Raw genomic sequence first — 17,060 nt, forward strand, 5'->3', positions numbered from 1 at the left:
CAGGACCTACTTCTGGTCCTTCGGGCACCAGTAGAGCTTGCGGCCGGCCATGTCGGCGATCCGGATCTCGGTGCCGCACGCCCGGCAGGGCTCGCCCTGGCGGTGGTACACCCAGTGGCGGTCCTTCCGGGAGCGCAGGGCCTTCTTGTGGTCGGCGGCGGACAGGCCGTCCATCGTCATCATCAGGCCGTCGCGGACGCCGTCGTGCAGCAGCTTCGACCAGTCCGCCCAGAGCGCCTTGGCCTGCTTCACAGTGATCTTCTTGCCCACCTTGTACGGGTCGATGCGCTGCCGGAACAGCAGCTCGGCACGGTAGATGTTGCCGATGCCGCTCACCACGGACTGGTCCATCAGGAGCTGGCCGATCGCGACGTTGCGCTTCCGGATGTTGTCCACGAAGACCTTCTCGGCCTCGGGGCCGTCGTCGTTCATCGGGTCGGGGCCGAGCTTGTCGAGGGCCTGCTGGACCTCGGTCGGGGTCTCCACGACGCACTTCGTCGGGCCGCGGAGATCGGCGACGGTGTCCTCGGTCAGCAGCCGCACGCGCACCTGTCCGACGGGGTCCGGCGGGAAGGCCTCGATCGGGTCCTCGGTCTTCTCCTGCTCGGCCATCCGGTACCGGGCCAGCCGCGGTGCGCCGATGGAGGACAGCGACTCTTCTCGGTCGTCGTCGTCCGACAGGGCCTCGGCGGTGGAGATCACGCCGGCGAAGTCCCACGCGCCGTACAGGCCGAGGTGCACGCGGAGGAACAGGTGGTCCTGGAACTCGAGGAACATCTGCTTGCCGACGGCCCGCGCCGCGAGGAGCGTCTTGCCGTCGAGCTGTTCGGCACCCGCGGCGAACCGACCCTGGGGGCTGGAGACCTCGCAGCGCTTGCCGACGAAGTGGCGGGTGAACTGGTTGGCGATTCGGTGGACGGAGTGACCCTCGGGCATGGGTCCTGTTCTACCCGGTGCCGCTGACGGTCGGTGTCCCCCGACGGCCTGCTACGCGTCGACCTGCTTGCCGGCGATGGTGCCGGTCTGCTCGTACTCGGCGAGCTGCGCGATGCGGCGGGCGTGGCGCTCCTCGCCGGAGAACGGCTCGGCGATGAACAGGTCCACGAAGTCGATGACCTCGGCCTCGGTGTGCTGGCGGGCGCCGAGCGAGATGACGTTGGCGTCGTTGTGCTGGCGGGCGAGGAGCGCGGTGGACTCGTTCCACACGAGCGCTGCCCGGACGCCGTCGACCTTGTTCGCGGCGATCGCCTCGCCGTTGCCCGAGCCGCCGAACACGACACCGAGCGCCTCGACACCCGCGCGCTGGTCGGCGACGACGGCGTGGGCGGCGTTGATGCAGAACGAGGGGTAGTCGTCGAGCGCGTCGTACTCGGTCGGACCGTGGTCGACGACCTCGTGTCCGGCCTCGGCGAGGTGCGAGGCGAGGGTCTTGGCGAACTCGAGGCCGGCGTGGTCCGTTCCGAGGTGGATGCGCATGGACCGATCCTATTCCCGGCCGCGGGTCACCCTCGCCACGACGACGACGTACCGGCAGGCGTCCTCGGTGGCGTTCCGGTAGGTGACCTCGGCGGGGTCGCCGAGCTCGATCCGGTCCCCCGCCGCGAGCACGACCGGCTCACCGCCGACGACGAGCTGGAGCTCGCCCTCGACGACCCAGATGCAGTGCCGGACGAACGCGTACGCGGCTGCCGGGTAGGTCACGGCAGCTCCGGCCGGGAGGCACACCTCGGTGACGTCCACGGGGAAGTCGGCACTGGCGAGCGGACGGCGGCGGTACCCGGTCTCGGGGTCCGTCCAGTGGTCGGCGGTGGCGGCGCGCTGCACGCCGGTCGCGTCCTCGGGGCTGCCGGGCTCCTGCTCGTCGTGCGCGTGCGTCTCGTGGGACCCGTCGAGCAGCTGGGAGACCGTGAGCCCGAACGCGCCGGACAGCCGACCGAGGATGGTCGCCGTCGGGCTGGACACCCCGCGCTCGACGCGGTTGATCATCGCGCGCGAGACGCCGGACGCCTCGGCGAGCTCGGTGAGGCTCCACCGCCGGTCGTCCCGCAGCGCGTGCAGCCGCGCACCGAGGCGGCGCTGGTCCGCGGCGTCCGCGGGTTCCGGTCCCGCTCCGGCGTCGGGTTCCACTTCCGGGGCCGAGTCGTCTACGATCTGAGACATGACGACAGCATATGCGACGGGTGGGCCGAGGGCGGTCACGGTCCGGGTCTGCGAGCCGGACGACCTCGACGTCGTCCACGCGCTGCACGTCGACGCGGTCCTGAACACGACCGCCGTCTGGCAGGACACGCCGAACCCGCGGGCGTGGTTCGACGGCTGGCTCGCGGAGCGTCGGGCGGCGGGGCTGCCGGTCCTCGTGGCCGAGGTCGACGGGGCCGTCGCCGGCTACGTGTCGTACGGACCGTTCCGGCCGCTCGAGGGCTACCGGTTCACGGTCGAGCACAGCGTGTACGTGGTGCCGGCGTTCCGGGGCCGTGGCATCGCGTCGACGCTCATGCGGGCGCTGGTGGCCCACGCCCGGGAGCAGGACCTGCACGTGATGATGGCCGGCATCTGCAGCTCGAACACGGGGTCGATCGCCCTGCACGAGCGCCTCGGGTTCGAGGTCGCGGCCGTGCTCCCCGAGGTCGGGCGCAAGTTCGACCGCTGGTGGGACCTCACCCTGATGCGCCTGCCGCTGGCCTGACGGCCGCTCGGCCGGCGCGGCCGCGGCCGCGCCGCCGCGCGCGCCGCGGCCGCGCCGCCGCGCGGGCCCGAGTCTCGGTCTGGCGGACAGCCTGCGGCTCCCGGAACCCGCGCGGCGTCCGCGGAGCCGAGTCTCGCCGGACGCGGGCGGCGGGACGGGGCCGAGCCGGGCCTCCCGTCAGTCGGTGGCGGCCGTGTCGAAGATCGGGCCGACCGTACGCGAGCGCTTGAGCTCGAAGAAGCCCGGGTACCGGGCTGCCGCGACGATGCCGTCCCAGAGGTCGAGTGCCTGCTGGCCCTTCGGCGCCGGGGAGATGACGGGACCGAAGAAGGCGGTGCCCTCGACGGCGATCACCGGGGTGCCGACGTCCTGGCCGACGCGCTCGATGCCGTCGCGGTGGCTCTCACGGGTTGCGGCGTCGGCCTCGTCCGTCCAGGCCGCGTCGGCGAGGTCGGCGTCGAGGCCGAGCTCCGCGAGGACGGCGGGGACGACCTGGGCGGGGTCGTGCTCCTGGCGGTGGTGGATGTGCTCGCCGAGGGCGTCGTAGAGGGGCTTGACGACCTGGTCGCCGAGCCGGAGCCGCGCCGCGGTGACCAGGCGCGGGTAGACCTGCCCCTGCTCGAGGCGTTCCTTGTACTCGGGCGGGACGTCCTGGTGCTCGTTCAGCACGAACAGGCTCATCACGTGCCAGGTGACGTCGAGGTCGCGGTGGCGCTCCACTTCCTCCACCCACCGGCTCGTCATCCAGGCCCACGGGCAGTTCGGGTCGAACCAGAAGTCCACAGCCGTACGGGTCGTCTCGATCTTGTCCACAGTCGTCTCGGTCACGGGTACGAGCGTACGCGCGCTCGCTAGGCTGGTTCCGACACGTCCCGCGGGTGCACGACGCCCAAGTGGGACACAGCTGCGCGGACATCGATCGTCCGCGCCCGCATCGAAGATGGAGCGTCCGTGCCCGGAGAGAACCTCACCCGAATCGAAGCCCAGGAACGCGCCACGCTCGTCGACGTCCAGTCGTACGACGTCGAGCTCGACCTCACGCGTGGCGCCGAGTCCTTCGGCAGCACCACCCGCGTGCGCTTCACCGCGACGCCCGGTGCGTCGACGTTCATCGACGCGATCACCAGGACGGTGCACTCGGTCACGCTGAACGGCACCGAACTCGACGTCGCCGCGGTCAACGACGGCGTCCGCATCCAGCTCGCCGACCTGCAGGAGACCAACGAGCTCGTCGTCGTCAGCGACGCGCCCTACACGAACACCGGCGAGGGCCTGCACCGCTTCGTCGACCCCGTCGACGACGAGGTCTACCTCTACTCCCAGTTCGAGGTCCCGGACTCCCGCCGGATGTTCGCGGTGTTCGAGCAGCCCGACCTCAAGGCCGAGTTCACCTTCACCGTCACCGCGCCGTCGCGCTGGCAGGTCGTCTCGAACTCCCCCACGCCGGAGCCCAGCGTCGACGGCGACGTCGCCACGTGGGCGTTCCCGCCGACCACCCGGATCTCGAGCTACATCACCGCGCTCATCGCCGGCCCGTACGCGGTGGTCCGCAGCGAGCTGACCTCCAGCGACGGCCGCACGATCCCGCTCGGGGTCTTCGCTCGCAAGTCGCTCGCCGAGTACCTCGACGCCGACTACGTCTTCGAGACCACCCGCAAGGGCTTCGCCTACTACGAGGACAAGTTCGACGTCCCGTACCCCTTCGAGAAGTACGACCAGCTCTTCGTGCCCGAGTTCAACGCGGGCGCGATGGAGAACGCCGGCGCGGTGACCTTCACCGAGACCTACGTGTTCCGCTCGAAGGTCACGGACGCCATCAAGGAGCGCCGGGTCGTCACGATCCTGCACGAGCTCGCGCACATGTGGTTCGGCGACCTCGTCACGATGAAGTGGTGGAACGACCTCTGGCTCAACGAGTCCTTCGCGGAGTGGGCGTCGACGATCGCCACCGCAGAGGCGACCGAGTGGACCGAGGCCTGGACCACCTTCCAGGCGATGGAGAAGTCCTGGGCCTACCGCCAGGACCAGCTCCCCTCGACGCACCCGATCGTCGCGACGATCAACGACCTCGAGGACGTCCAGGTCAACTTCGACGGCATCACCTACGCCAAGGGCGGCTCCGTCCTGAAGCAGCTCGTCGCGTGGGTCGGCATCGACGCCTTCTTCGCCGGGGTCTCCGCGTACTTCAAGAAGCACCACCACTCCAACACGGAGCTGGCCGACCTGCTCGTCGAGCTCGAGGCCACCAGCGGCCGTGACCTCAGCGAGTGGTCGCAGCTCTGGCTCGAGACCGCCGGCGTGAACACCCTGCGCCCCGAGATCGAGACCGACGCCGACGGTGTCATCACGTCCTTCGCCGTCCTGCAGGAGGCCCCGAGCGACTACCCGACGCTCCGCCCGCACCGCCTGGCGATCGGCGTCTACGCGTTCACCACGGACGCCTCGGCCCCGTTCGGCGCGGACACCGCGTCGGCCGGCGGCAAGCTCGAGCGCGCTGCCCGCGTCGAGATCGACGTCGACGGCGCCCGCACCGAGGTCCCCGAGCTCGTCGGCACGCACCGCGGCGACCTCGTGCTGCTCAACGACGACGACCTGGCGTACGCCAAGATCCGCCTCGACGAGCAGTCCCGTCGCACCGCGATCGAGCACCTCGCCTCGATCGCGAACCCGCTCGCCCGCTCGATCGTCTGGGGTGCGATGTGGGACGCCACCCGTGACGCCGAGTCCCCCGCCAGCGACTACGTCCGCCTGGTCCTCGGCAACATCGCCACGGAGACCGAGTCCACGACGATCCGCACCACGCTCTCGCAGCTGCTGCTGACCGCGCGGAACTACGTCGCCCCGGCGAAGTCCGACACCACCGTCCGCACCGTCGGCGACACGCTCTGGCAGCTCGCGTCCTCGGCCGAGGCCGGCTCGGACGCCCAGTTCCAGTTCGTGAAGTTCTTCGCCCAGGTCGCCTCCACCCCGGAGCACGTGACGACGCTCTCCGGCCTGCGCGACGGTTCGGTCACGCTGAGCGGTCTCGAGATCGACACGGACCTGCGCTGGGAGCTGCTCGAGGGCCTCGTGCTCGCGGGCGCTGCCGGTGACGCCGAGGTCGACGCCGAACTCGCCGCCGACCGGACGGCGTCGGGCGAGCAGGCCGCCGCACGAGCCCGTGCGACGATCCCCACGGCCGAGGGCAAGCTCGCCGCGTTCTCGTCGCTCGTCGACTCGGACGCCCTGCCCAACGCGATCGTCCGCCAGATCACGGTCGGGTTCCAGCACACGAACGCGCCCGTCGTGCTCGAGGGCCTGGTCCCCCGGTACTTCGACGTGCTGACGCGCATCTGGGCCGAGCGGAGCTACCACATGGCCGACACGATCGTCACCGGGCTGTACCCGGCGCCGCTCGCCTCGGTCGAGCTCCGTGACGCCGCAGCCGCATGGCTCGAGGCCCACCCGGAGACCCCGGCGCTGCGACGCATCGTGACGGAGAACCTCGCCGGCACCGAGCGTGCGCTGCGCGTGCAGGCAGCGGACGCCTGAGTCGGCGCTGAACCGCTGAGGCACTGAACTGCTGATCCGCTGAACCAGGACGGGGTGTGGTGTTCCTCCAGGGACGCCACACCCCGTCCGTTTACCATCGATCGGACATGATCACGGCTGCAGACACCACGGACGTCCCGAAGTGGGCGTCGAACGCATTCACCCAGTTCGTCGACGCCTGGCACGTCCCGATCACGATCGTGATCACGATCCTGGCGGCGATCCTGCTCCGCGTGATCCTCCGGCGGATGATCAAGCAGATCGTCGACCGCGTCGTGAACGGCGTCAAGAAGCGCCAGGGCGCCGACGACACCCAGGCGCTCATCGCCTCCCCGATCCAGACCGCCCGCGTCGTCCAACGCACCCGGACACTCGGCAGCGTGCTCGAGAACCTCGCGACGGTGATCGTCGTGGTGATCGCGCTGGCGATCATCATCCCCGTCGCCATCCCGAACGCCGCGGTCGGCATCGTCGGTGGCGCGTCGCTCGTTGCGGCGGGCCTGGCCGTCGGTGCGCAGTCCATCGTGAAGGACCTGCTCTCCGGGGTCTTCATGATCCTCGAGGACCAGGCCGGCGTCGGTGACGTCGTCGACACCGGGCCCGCCACCGGGGTCGTCGAGAACGTCGGGCTGCGCGTGATGCAGATCCGGGACGTGAACGGCATCCTCTGGTTCGTGCCGAACGGACAGATCCTGCGCGTGGGCAACCTGTCGCAGGGGTGGTCCCGGGTGCTCGTCGACATCACCGTGCCGTACGACACCGACATCGACGCCGTGCAGGACGCCCTGCTCGCCGCCGCCGTGCGGATGTCGCAGGAGCCCCGCTGGCGCCAGCGCATCGTCGAGAAGCCGGAGATCTGGGGCCTGCAGTCGATCAGCGAGGACGGCATGGTGTTCCGCCTCGTCGTGAAGACCCGCGCGTCGGAGCTCGACGTCGTCGGGCGCGAACTCCGCATCCGGCTCAAGCACGGGGTGGACGAGCTCGGCGTGACCCTGCCGGCGATGGCGATGATCATGCCGGAGGGCTGGGAGAACGCCACCTCGATCAACGGACTGCGCACCGTGCGGACGCAGCCGACCCCCGTGCCGCAGACGAAGCCCCGTCGCGGCCGGAAGACGAACGTGTACGGGCAGCCGATCGACACCGACCGGCCGCAGCCCCGGAAGGACGACCGATGACCGACCTGCCCTCCTCGAGCGGTGCCCCCGGCGGGCTCCCCGTCGGGATTCCCGGTGGCGTCCCCGGCAGCGTTGCCGGCCAGCCGATCACGCTGCGGGTCGGGCTCGGCGGGTCGTCCGCGTCGGGGTCGTTCTTCGACCGCATCGGCGGTGCCCCGACCTTCGACCGCCTGGTCCGCCGCTTCTACGACGGCGTGCAGACCGACGACGTCATCTGGCCGATGTACCCGCAGGACGACCTGGAGGGCGCCATCAGCCGCCTGTCGCTGTTCCTGCAGCAGTACTGGGGCGGCCCGGGCACGTACAGCGAGGAACGCGGCCACCCCCGTCTCCGCATGCGGCACAACCCGTTCCGCATCACGTCCGAGGCCCGCGAGCACTGGCTGCTCCACATGCGCGACGCCGTGGAGTCGCTCGAGCTCGCGCCCCTCGACGAGGCCGAGCTCTGGGGCTACGTCGACCGCGCCGCGCACGCGATGACGAACACGTTCGACTGATCGGTCGCGATCACTGACGAACAGGAGGCCCGGTGCCAGCTGGCACCGGGCCTCCTGTCCGTCAGTGGGTCGCGGCCAGGTCCTGCAGGAGCGTGGGGCGCGTCGGCGTCCAGCCGTAGGCCGAGCGTGCGTGCGCACCCGAGCACTCCTGGTGCATGAGCAGGGCGTCGGCGAAGTCGGTGCCCAGTCGCTCGCGGGACGCGTCGACGCTCTCGGCGACGACCGGGGACCCGTGTGCTCCGGCCTCGCCGATCTCGCGCATCGAGGGGTTGTCCCCGGTCGCGGCGAGGACGTACCCGTCCTGCTCGCCGCGCTCGAGCGCGAGGACGTACAGCTCGGCCAGGTCGTCCACGTTCACGGTCGGCCAGCGCTGTGAGCCGTCGCCGACCAGTCGGACCTCGTGCTCGCCGTCCCCGACGAACATCTGCGGGATGCCGGCGCCGTGGCCGTACACGATGCCCGGGGCGACGACGGTCGTGCGCGCGCTGCTGGCACGGAGGAGGGCCTCGTTCGGGCCACGCCACGCGGTGAGCGCCGGCGGGGAGGCGGGCGACTGCTCGGAGATGTCCGTCGAGTTGCCGAAGGTGAAGATCCCGCCGGTGTGCACGAACGGCTTCGGGGTGCCCTCGAGCGCGCGGAGGACCGTGCGGACGAATTCCGGGTCGACCTCGGCGGCGCTGGCGGTGTGGACGACGCCGTCGGCCTCGTGCGTGAGCCGTTCGACGACCTCGGTGTCGGTGACGTCCCCGACGAGGGCGTCGCCGCCGGACTCGCGGACGACCTGGGCCTTGTCGTCCGAACGGACGATCGCGGTGACCCGGTGCCCGTGGGCGACGAGCGCGCGGAGGACGGAGGAGCCGATGTAGCCGGACGCGCCGGTCAGGAAGACGTGCATCGGTCCAGACAACCACGCGTCCCGTGCAGCACGGTGGGTGCGGTCCGCGGCGCGGAGGCCTGGCTCAGTTCAGGGTCCAGGCGCGACGCTTGACGAGCACGTGACCGCGGGACGTGGTGAGGCGGCTCCAGGGACCGGTCTCGAAGAGGCGGACCGGGTCGTGCCCGAGGAACCCCAGGCTCTCCCCCGCGAACCCGGCGGCGGCCGGCAGGTGCTCGACGCCCGGCACCGGGCGACCCCAGACCTCGGAGCGGACCCTGCGGACGACGGCCTCGCCGGAGTTCGTCGGCACGGCGTCCGCGACCTCGGCGATGCCGGCCTTGGCCGCTCGGCGGAGGAGCTCCGGCGAGACGTCCGGCAGCGGGACCCAGCCGCCACGCGGAGGTGAGATGGCGGCCCAGGTGACCGTGTGGACCTCGTGCGGGAGCTCGACCTCGATCGGGGTGGCCCGGGTGGGGTCGGCACCGTCGGCGTGCTCGGCGTCCTGCGTCTCGGCGAGGACCCGGAGGCGCTCCTGGAACGACGCGAGCGGCACGACGACGTCGATCGTCGCGGGCTGGGTCAGCGAGAAGGTGCGGAGGCCGAGGACCGTCGGGAGCTCGTCGAGCAGCCCGAGCGGGTACATGATCGCCGTGTACACGGCCAGCACGCCGGAGTCGGCGATCAGGCGGACGGAGCCGTCCTCGACGCGGGCGGCACGTGCGAGGTACGTGCGGAGGTCCCCGAGCGAGGCGGCGTCGGGCAGCGTGAACGAGGTGCTCATGTCGTCCCGATCCTACCGGGACCCCGCCGTTCGTAGACTGCAGGGGTGGTGATCGGTGAACCGGACTTCCTGCAGACCCTGCGACTCGAGGACACGGGGGCGAGCACGCGCGAGACGATCCTGACGGGTGCGAGCCACTGGTCGGCGAACGGCCGTGTGTTCGGCGGCCAGGTGCTCGCCCAGTGCGTCGTCGCGGCGCAGTCGACGATCGAGGGGCGGGCCATCCACTCGATCCACGGGTACTTCCTGCGGCCCGGCGACATCGAGGTCCCGATCACCTTCGGCGTCGAACGCATCCACGACGGGCGGTCCTTCGCGACCCGACGGGCGCAGGCGTACCAGAACGGCGTGCCGATCTTCTCGATGATCGCGTCGTTCCAGACCGAGGACGACGGCGTCGAGCACCAGGACCCGTTCCCCGAGGACGTCCCGGAGCCGGAGTCCCTGCCGTCGGCCGCGTCGGTCCTGTCCGCGATCGACCACCCCGTCGCGCGGGCATGGGCCGAGCGGGCGATCGACCTGCGCCACGTGGACGGTCCGGTGTTCGTCGACGTCGAGGGCGAGCACGTGCCGCACCAGGCCGTGTGGTTCCGGGTGCAGGGGACGCTGCCGGACGACCCGGCGCTGCACCGCGCGGTGCTCGCCTACGCGAGCGACCTGTCGATCCTCGAGCCGATCATGCGCCGGCACGGGGTGGCGTGGGGAACGCCCGGGGTGAAGAGCGCGAGCCTCGACCACGCCATGTGGTGGCACCGGGACGGCCGGGCCGACGACTGGATCCTGTACACGCAGGAGTCGCCGAGCGCGCAGGGCGGGCGGGGCCTGGCGTTCGGGCGGATGTTCTCCCGAGACGGGCGTCTGCTGGCGAGCGTCGCGCAGGAGGGCATGATGCGGCTGCCCCGCGGGCGCTGAGGTCCGCGGGCGCTGAGCCTCGCGCGGGACCCGGCGCACCGGACAGCCCACACGCGCAGGACTCGCGCACGCGGGACTCCGGGGTGCCCGTCGCCGGTCAGGGGCGGGAGAAGACCACCGGCGGCTCGACGTACTGCTCGCACGCCGCCCGCTCTGCTCCGGTGAGCCGCCGCGGCCGGTTCGTCGCGGCGTCGACCATCACGAGCGTGGTGGTCGCCCGGGTGTACAGCTCGGCCGGTTCCTGCCCGACCGGCGACCAGACCTCGTACGAGATGTCGAGGCTCGCACCCCCGAGCCGCCCGATCCACAGCTGGATGTCGAGCGGCCGTCGGTAGTACGGCGTGGACGCGAGGTACTCGAGCCGCTGTGCCGCGATCACGGTCATCGTGCCGGACCCGGGTCGGCCGTCGATGACCGGCTGCGGCGCGGATCCCGACTCGTCGACCTCGTCGGGATCCGGCGCCCAGAACGCCAACACGCGTGCTTCCTCGAGCAGCCGGAGCATCGCCGAGTTGTTCACGTGCCCGTAGGCGTCGATGTCACTCCAGCGGATGCGGACCGGCGTGTGCAGCCGCGCCATGCGGGGTCAGTCCCGCGTGAGCTTGCGGTACGTCGCCCGGCCGGGCTTGGCCGCGTCGGCACCGAGGCGCTCGATCTTGTTCTCCTCGTACGCCTCGAAGTTGCCCTCGAACCAGTACCAGTTCGGCGTGCCGTCCTCGTTGAGGCCTTCCCACGCCAGGATGTGCGTCGCGATGCGGTCGAGGAACCACCGGTCGTGCGTGATGACCACGGCGCAGCCGGGGTACTCGAGCAACGCGTTCTCCAGGCTGCCGAGGGTCTCGACGTCCAGGTCGTTGGTCGGTTCGTCGAGGAGCAGGAGGTTGCCGCCCTGCTTCAGCGTCAGCGCCAGGTTGAGACGGTTGCGCTCACCACCGGAGAGGATGCCGGCACGCTTCTGCTGGTCCGGGCCCTTGAACCCGAACTGGGAGACGTACGCGCGCGACGGGATCTCCGTCTTGCCGACCTGGATGTAGTCGAGGCCGTCGGAGACGACCTCCCACAGGTTCTTGTTCGGGTCGATGCCGCCACGGCTCTGGTCGACGTAGGAGATGTCGACCGTCTCACCGATCTTCAGCGTGCCGCCGTCGAGGGGCTCGAGGCCGACGATCGTCTTGAAGAGCGTGGTCTTGCCGACGCCGTTCGGGCCGATGACGCCGACGATGCCGTTGCGGGGCAGCGTGAACGAGAGGTCGCCGATGAGGACACGGTCGCCGAACTGCTTGTGCAGCTTCTCGGCGTCGATGACCTGCGAGCCCAGACGCGGGCCCACGGGGATGACGATCTCCTCGAAGTCGAGCTTGCGCGTGCGCTCGGCCTCCGTGACCATCTCCTCGTACCGGGCGAGACGGGCCTTGGACTTCGCCTGGCGGCCCTTCGTGTTGCTGCGGACCCAGTCGAGCTCCGAGGTCAGACGCTTCGCGAGCTTGGCGTCCTTCTTGCCCTGGACCTCGAGACGCGCGCGCTTCTTCTCGAGGTAGGTCGAGTAGTTGCCCTCGTACGGGTAGAGACGGCCGCGGTCGACCTCGGCGATCCACTGGGCGACGTGGTCCAGGAAGTACCGGTCGTGGGTCACGGCGAGGACGGCACCGTGGTACTGCTGCAGGTGCTGCTCGAGCCACTGCACGCTCTCGGCGTCGAGGTGGTTGGTGGGCTCGTCGAGGAGGAGCAGGTCGGGCTTCTGGAGCAGGAGCTTGCAGAGCGCGACGCGGCGCTTCTCACCGCCGGACAGGTGCGTGACGAGCTCGTCCCCCGGGGGGCACTGGAGCGCGGCCATGGCCTGCTCGAGCTGCGAGTCGAGGTCCCACGCGTCGGCCGCGTCGATCACTTCCTGCAGGGTGCCCATCTCGGCGAGCAGCGTGTCGAAGTCGGCGTCCGGCTCGGCCATCAGCGCGGAGATCTCGTTGAAGCGGGTGAGCTTCCCGTGGATCTCGCCGACGCCTTCCTGCACGTTCTCGAGGACGGTCTTCGTCTCGTCGAGCTCGGGCTCCTGCATGAGGATGCCGACGCTGAAGCCCGGCGTGAGCTTGGCCTCGCCGTTCGACGGCTGGTCGAGACCGGCCATGATCTTCAGGATCGTGGACTTGCCGGCACCGTTGGGCCCCACGACGCCGATCTTGGCGCCGGGGAGGAACGACATCGTGACGTCGTCGAGGATCAGCTTGTCGCCCACTGCCTTGCGGGCACGGACCATGGAATAGATGTACTCGGCCATATCTCGCCCAAGTGTAGTGACCGGATCGCCGGGCCGCGCCGGGGCGAGCGCCTCAGGCGGCATCGCGGTGCTCGGCATCGCCCTGCGCCATGGCAGCCGCGCGGGCCGCGGTCGCGGGGTCGGGCAGCTCGTCGTCCGCGCCGCCGACCGATCCGTGGGCACCCACCCCGTGGTGCTGGTCGCCCCCGTGCTCGTGGTCGTCCCCATGCGGCTCGTCGTCACCGTGCTGCTGGTCAGCGCCGTGCTGCTGGTCGGCGCCGTGGTCGTCGTGGTGCGGCTCGTGCACCTCCCCCGTCTTCGGGTCGACCGACGGACCGACCCCGGGCGCCGCCGAGCCTTCAGACGCGTGCCGCGGGACCTTGATCCAGTTGCTGATGCCCCACGCGAGGTCCTGGCCGATACCCTCGGCGTCGATCTCCACCGACGTGCCGCCGCGGCCGTCCCGTTCCCACGTCCGGATCCGGACCCGGCCGGTCACGATGATCCGGTCGCCCTTCTTCACGGACTTGTGGACGTTGGCGGCGAGGGAGCGGAAGGCCGTGACGGTGAACCAGTTCGTCGGTCCGTTGGTCCAGGTGGCGTTGGCGCGGTCCCAGCGTCGGGACGGGGATGCAAGGCGCATGCTCGTGATGGCGATGCCGGTCTCGGTGACCAGGTGGCGGGGCTCGGTCGCGACGATGCCGCAGACGGTGATGGTGTCGTTCATGCACCGATCGTCATCGAGCCCCGGTCCGCCGTGGCGGGCCGGGGCTCGATGTGTGGAGTGGGATCCGAGAAGGCGACCTGTGGAGGAGAAGTCCCCCGAGCCTCCCGACCGGATCACCGATCAGTGGGCGTGGAACTCCGGGCGTGACGCGAGCGGGCCGAGCGCCTTGTGCACGGCACCCTTCGCGGTCTCGAGGGACGGGTACGTCCCGCTCCGACCGGCTCGCAGTCCGTAGAGCTCGACCCGGAACCCGTCGTCGGCGCGGTGGATCGCGCCCACCGCACCCGCCGGCCCCACTGCGACCCAGGTCGCGGTGTCACTCGTCGTCGTGTCGTTCGTCATCGTTCGACCACCTCCTCGTGGCCCCGACGCCCGTCGTTCAGGACGCCAGGATGTACTGACTGTAGGCCTTGCGGACCTTGTTCACCTTCGGCAGTGCGACTGCGAGGCAGTAGCCCTGACCGGGGTTCTTCGCGAAGAAGTCCTGGTGGTACTCCTCGGCGGGGAAGAACGTGGTGAGCGGCTCGATCGTCGTGACGATCCCACCGTCCCAGATGTCCGACGCGCGCTCGATGGCCTTCTCGAACAGCACACGCTGCTCGTCGTCGGCGGGGAACATCGCGGAGCGGTACTGCGTGCCGACGTCAGCGCCCTGACGGTTGAGCTGGCGCGGGTCGTGCAGCGTGAAGAAGACGTCGAGGATGACGTCAGCAGGGATGACCGACTCGTCGAAGGTCACCGCGACGGCCTCGGCGTGACCGGTCGAACCGGTGCACACCAGTTCGTAGGACGGGTTCTCGACCCGGCCACCGATGTAGCCGGACTCCACGTCCTGCACACCCTGAAGCGTGCGGTACACGGCGTCGAGACACCAGAAACATCCACCTGCGAGCACGAACGTGGTCATGGGCACAACCTATCTTCCTGGCCTCCGAGGAGACCGGACTGGGGGATACCTCCTCCACAACACCGGTCCAGGGCTGTCTGTTCCCCAGTGCACCATCACCCCTTCGGCGTGTCGGTGGTGGCCCCTAGCGTCTCCACCAGACGGACAGCCACCGTCCAGCACCACGCACCGACGAACGAAGGAGACCCCTTGCTGACGAGCACCGAACCCCAGCTGCACATCCGCACGGTCTCCCCCGTCGCTCGGTCGCGTGGCGACCTCCGCATCCTCGACGTCCGTGACGACCTCTCCCGCGTGACCCGAACCAACGGCGAGATCGTCGGGTACGTCGACCGGGTCGACATCGCCGGCGGCACCGCGTACCGCGCTCGTCGCTACGTCCCGGCCGAACGCCGCTTCGTGGAGCTGCCCAACGTGTGGTCCGCCGACGACGCAGTGGACTGCCTCCGCTGGTGACGGCGGCGGCGCTGACGCTGCTGCCCGCTCGGCAGCGCTGACGCGGGTGCGTGGTCCACGGCGGTGACACCGGTCGGATGCGGGGAACGCCGTCGAAGGTCCCTCAGAAGACGCTCGCTCCTGGATATGGTGCGCGCATGGACTGGTGGAACGACTTCATCGACTGGACTTCGTCGGACACGGGCTGGCGGGTCTTCTCGGGAGCGGTGATCCCCTTCGTGGCGATCATCGTCGCCGGGATCGTCGCAGCCCTCATCGGCCGCAGCGCCACCAAGCGCGTGGTCGCCCTGCAGGAACGCGAGTCGAAGAACGCCGCGGTCGCAGCGATCATCACCGCTGCTCGCAAGGCCGCGACCTGGGGTTCGCTCGGCCACGACGAGCGGAACTACACCGACCACCTCGCCGAGGACGCGGACATCCGCCTGCGCCTGCTCCCGACCTCCGGCGCACCGCTCGCCGCCACCTGGGCGCAGCACGAGATCGCGGACATCAAGAAGAACTCCTCGACGTTCAACTTCCAGGCCGACCAGTCCCTCGCCGAGTTCCGCGACCGGCTGCTCGAGTGGCAGGCCCGTCCGGGCCGTGCGAAGAAGCTGTTCAAGAGCGACCTGGAACGCTGGAAGTTCGAGACCCCCGACCCCGACGCGGACCTGATCAAGCGCCAGCAGAACTGGAGCGCCGACCAGGCGGACAGCAAGCGCGCCCCCGAGTCGACGCCGACGCCGGCCACCCCGACCACGACGTCGCTCCGTGCCCCCCAGCGGACAGGAGGCTCCCCCGCCTCCGCCGCGCAGCCCACCTCCGCCGCGTCCGGCTCCACCGCCCCTGCCGCGGTCGGCGGGACCGCCGCCGCGTTCGCCGCAGCACGCTCCGACGTCGGCACGTCGGGAGCCGGTTCCGACTCGGACTCTGGTTCCCGCTCCGACGAGACGACGCCGATCACGGACGGTACGACGCGCTCGTACGCCGAGGGCGTCACCCAGCCGTACTCCGACGGTGCGACGCGCTCGTTCGGCGAGGGCGTCACGCAGCCGTACTCCGACGGGGTCACCCGCCAGTACGCCGGCTCGTCGGACGGCGTCACCCGGCCCTACGGTGACGACCAGGTGGCGCCGATCCGTCCTGCGCTCGGCAACGCCGGCTCCTCCACGCGCGACTCGTCGATCCCGTCGTGGTCCTCCGCAGCGTCGCCCGCGTCCCCCGCATCGTCGGGCTCGTCGTCGGTCTCGTCGTCGGGTTCGACGTCGGCGTCCGACTCGGACAACGACGACGCGGTGGACGACACCGTCTCCCCCGAGCGCCTCGCGGAACTGCGTGACGCCAGGACTCGCGACGGCGAGCAGGACGCTCCCGTCGCCAGCTCCGCCACGCCGACGTCGGCGCCGACCCCGTCCGAGGACACCCCCGCGGACGCGGACGAGGCGACCTACACGCAGCCGATCAGCGCGAACGAGCTCCGCCGTCGCGCCGAGGACGACGAGTAGTCACTCGCACACCCAGAACACGGACGAGGGCCGCCATCCGATCGGATGGCGGCCCTCGTCGTCGGTGCCCCCGGCAGGAATCGAACCCGCGGCACGGTGGGTAGAAACCACCTGCTCTATCCACTGAGCTACGGGGGCTGACTCCCTCGATCTTATTCCGGACGGCGGGTGAGGCGGTCGACCCACGCGTCGACCTCCCGCTGCGAACGCAGGCGCACGATGCGCAGGTGCGGCGCGGAGTGCTCGAGCGGTGGCACCTGCTGCCGCATCTTCCGCTGGGTCCGGAGGGCCCACCGCACGATGTGGTCCGGGCTCGTGAAGAACGTCCAGAACGGCGGCTCGACGTTGCCGTTCCACAGCTCGACCCGGCCGACTCGCCGACGGATGGTCCGACGCAGGAGTCGCCAGAACGCCACCGGGATCGGCAGGTCGAGCCAGACGAGGGTGTCGGCGCGCTCGACCAGCAACGCCCGCACCTGGTGGTACTGCCACTCGGTGACCCAGGTCGGCTCGGACGTGTAGGCCTCGACCTCGGCGACGAACCCCGGCCGCGGCACCCATCCCGGCCCGTGGTACCGGCTGTCGATCTCGGTGTGCGGGACCCCGAGCGCCCGACCGATGCGCCCCGCGGTCGTGGTCTTGCCCACGCCGGTCGTCCCCGCGACGAGCACGCGCCGGGGCACCGGGTCGAGGACGTCATCGGCGCCGAACATCCGTCGACCCTACCGACGCGTCCCGGCGCCCGCTCGGCCGCCCGGGTGTCGAGCGGGCGA

The 17,060-nt window shown here is 70.7% G+C and carries 19 protein-coding genes and 1 tRNA gene; 7 read left to right on the forward strand and 13 right to left on the reverse strand.

Annotated elements, in window-relative coordinates; genetic code table 11:
* Nucleotides 1-6: 6 nt before the first annotated feature.
* The 3 genes from OXR63_RS13695 to OXR63_RS13705 are packed head-to-tail and all read right to left on the reverse strand — an operon-like array spanning nucleotide 7 to nucleotide 2,160.
* Complete coding sequence (locus OXR63_RS13695; protein ID WP_267424138.1) at nucleotides 7-936, reverse strand: Fpg/Nei family DNA glycosylase; 930 nt, start codon at nucleotides 934-936, stop codon at nucleotides 7-9.
* Nucleotides 937-987: 51 nt separating this feature from the next.
* Nucleotides 988-1,476: a ribose-5-phosphate isomerase gene (locus OXR63_RS13700; RefSeq protein ID WP_267424139.1), complete on the reverse strand. Its 489-nt coding sequence runs from the start codon at nucleotides 1,474-1,476 to the stop codon at nucleotides 988-990.
* 9 nt (nucleotides 1,477-1,485) lie between these two features.
* Nucleotides 1,486-2,160, reverse strand: a complete 675-nt coding sequence (locus tag OXR63_RS13705) for a helix-turn-helix domain-containing protein (protein WP_267424141.1) — start codon at nucleotides 2,158-2,160, stop codon at nucleotides 1,486-1,488.
* Between OXR63_RS13705 and OXR63_RS13710 the strand changes: the two genes are divergently transcribed.
* The gene (locus OXR63_RS13710; RefSeq protein ID WP_267424143.1) at nucleotides 2,159-2,686 is read left to right on the forward strand and encodes a GNAT family N-acetyltransferase; all 528 of its coding nucleotides are present in this window, start codon (nucleotides 2,159-2,161) and stop codon (nucleotides 2,684-2,686) included. The genes OXR63_RS13705 and OXR63_RS13710 overlap by 2 nt on opposite strands.
* A gap of 177 nt (nucleotides 2,687-2,863) precedes the next feature.
* On the opposite strand, the gene OXR63_RS13715 is transcribed toward OXR63_RS13710, so the two are convergent.
* Nucleotides 2,864-3,514: a mycothiol-dependent nitroreductase Rv2466c family protein gene (locus OXR63_RS13715; protein ID WP_374116137.1), complete on the reverse strand. Its 651-nt coding sequence runs from the start codon at nucleotides 3,512-3,514 to the stop codon at nucleotides 2,864-2,866.
* A gap of 123 nt (nucleotides 3,515-3,637) precedes the next feature.
* On the opposite strand from OXR63_RS13715, the gene pepN reads away from it, so the two are divergent.
* The 3 genes from pepN (at nucleotide 3,638) to OXR63_RS13730 (ending at nucleotide 7,892) form a co-directional block, all read left to right on the forward strand.
* Nucleotides 3,638-6,217: an aminopeptidase N gene (gene pepN / locus OXR63_RS13720; RefSeq protein ID WP_267424145.1), complete on the forward strand. Its 2,580-nt coding sequence runs from the start codon at nucleotides 3,638-3,640 to the stop codon at nucleotides 6,215-6,217.
* Between the two features lie 107 nt (nucleotides 6,218-6,324).
* Nucleotides 6,325-7,395, forward strand: coding sequence for a mechanosensitive ion channel family protein (locus OXR63_RS13725; RefSeq protein WP_267424146.1), 1,071 nt, complete (start codon nucleotides 6,325-6,327; stop codon nucleotides 7,393-7,395).
* Complete coding sequence (locus tag OXR63_RS13730; protein WP_267424148.1) at nucleotides 7,392-7,892, forward strand: globin; 501 nt, start codon at nucleotides 7,392-7,394, stop codon at nucleotides 7,890-7,892. The genes OXR63_RS13725 and OXR63_RS13730 overlap by 4 nt, the downstream gene beginning before the upstream one ends.
* Nucleotides 7,893-7,953: 61 nt before the next feature.
* Here OXR63_RS13730 and OXR63_RS13735 read toward each other — a convergent pair whose 3' ends face one another.
* Nucleotides 7,954-8,787 carry an NAD-dependent epimerase/dehydratase family protein gene (locus OXR63_RS13735; protein ID WP_267424150.1) on the reverse strand — a complete coding sequence of 278 codons (834 nt, stop codon included), beginning with the start codon at nucleotides 8,785-8,787 and terminating at the stop codon, nucleotides 7,954-7,956.
* Nucleotides 8,788-8,851: 64 nt separating this feature from the next.
* Entirely contained in the window at nucleotides 8,852-9,550 is a 699-nt protein-coding gene (locus OXR63_RS13740) for a hypothetical protein (RefSeq protein ID WP_267424152.1), read from the reverse strand.
* Between the two features lie 51 nt (nucleotides 9,551-9,601).
* Here OXR63_RS13740 and OXR63_RS13745 point away from each other — a divergent pair, with 51 nt between their 5' ends.
* Entirely contained in the window at nucleotides 9,602-10,462 is an 861-nt protein-coding gene (locus tag OXR63_RS13745) for an acyl-CoA thioesterase (protein WP_374116138.1), read from the forward strand.
* Nucleotides 10,463-10,559: 97 nt separating this feature from the next.
* On the opposite strand, the gene OXR63_RS13750 is transcribed toward OXR63_RS13745, so the two are convergent.
* The 5 genes from OXR63_RS13750 to msrA form a co-directional block, all read right to left on the reverse strand.
* Nucleotides 10,560-11,042 carry an acyl-CoA thioesterase gene (locus tag OXR63_RS13750; protein WP_267424153.1) on the reverse strand — a complete coding sequence of 161 codons (483 nt, stop codon included), beginning with the start codon at nucleotides 11,040-11,042 and terminating at the stop codon, nucleotides 10,560-10,562.
* A gap of 6 nt (nucleotides 11,043-11,048) precedes the next feature.
* Entirely contained in the window at nucleotides 11,049-12,734 is a 1,686-nt protein-coding gene (gene ettA / locus OXR63_RS13755) for an energy-dependent translational throttle protein EttA (RefSeq protein WP_267424154.1), read from the reverse strand.
* 52 nt (nucleotides 12,735-12,786) lie between these two features.
* Nucleotides 12,787-13,440 (reverse strand): single-stranded DNA-binding protein, encoded by a 654-nt coding sequence (locus OXR63_RS13760; protein WP_267424156.1) that lies wholly within the window; start codon nucleotides 13,438-13,440, stop codon nucleotides 12,787-12,789.
* Between the two features lie 120 nt (nucleotides 13,441-13,560).
* Nucleotides 13,561-13,782: a methyltransferase gene (locus OXR63_RS13765; protein WP_267424158.1), complete on the reverse strand. Its 222-nt coding sequence runs from the start codon at nucleotides 13,780-13,782 to the stop codon at nucleotides 13,561-13,563.
* 37 nt (nucleotides 13,783-13,819) lie between these two features.
* Nucleotides 13,820-14,347, reverse strand: coding sequence for a peptide-methionine (S)-S-oxide reductase MsrA (gene msrA / locus OXR63_RS13770; RefSeq protein ID WP_267424160.1), 528 nt, complete (start codon nucleotides 14,345-14,347; stop codon nucleotides 13,820-13,822).
* A gap of 189 nt (nucleotides 14,348-14,536) precedes the next feature.
* Here msrA and OXR63_RS13775 point away from each other — a divergent pair, with 189 nt between their 5' ends.
* A complete protein-coding gene (locus OXR63_RS13775; RefSeq protein ID WP_194628986.1) occupies nucleotides 14,537-14,803 on the forward strand; it encodes a hypothetical protein in 267 nt (88 codons plus the stop codon).
* Between the two features lie 137 nt (nucleotides 14,804-14,940).
* Entirely contained in the window at nucleotides 14,941-16,287 is a 1,347-nt protein-coding gene (locus OXR63_RS13780) for a hypothetical protein (RefSeq protein ID WP_267424162.1), read from the forward strand.
* Nucleotides 16,288-16,352: 65 nt separating this feature from the next.
* Here OXR63_RS13780 and OXR63_RS13785 read toward each other — a convergent pair.
* A tRNA-Arg gene (locus OXR63_RS13785) sits at nucleotides 16,353-16,425 on the reverse strand.
* Nucleotides 16,426-16,439: 14 nt separating this feature from the next.
* The gene (locus tag OXR63_RS13790; protein ID WP_267424164.1) at nucleotides 16,440-17,000 is read right to left on the reverse strand and encodes an AAA family ATPase; all 561 of its coding nucleotides are present in this window, start codon (nucleotides 16,998-17,000) and stop codon (nucleotides 16,440-16,442) included.
* Nucleotides 17,001-17,060: the final 60 nt, after the last annotated feature.

It is taken from the genome of Curtobacterium sp. GC_Cur_3 (assembly GCF_026544205.1).
Taxonomy (GTDB): domain Bacteria; phylum Actinomycetota; class Actinomycetes; order Actinomycetales; family Microbacteriaceae; genus Curtobacterium.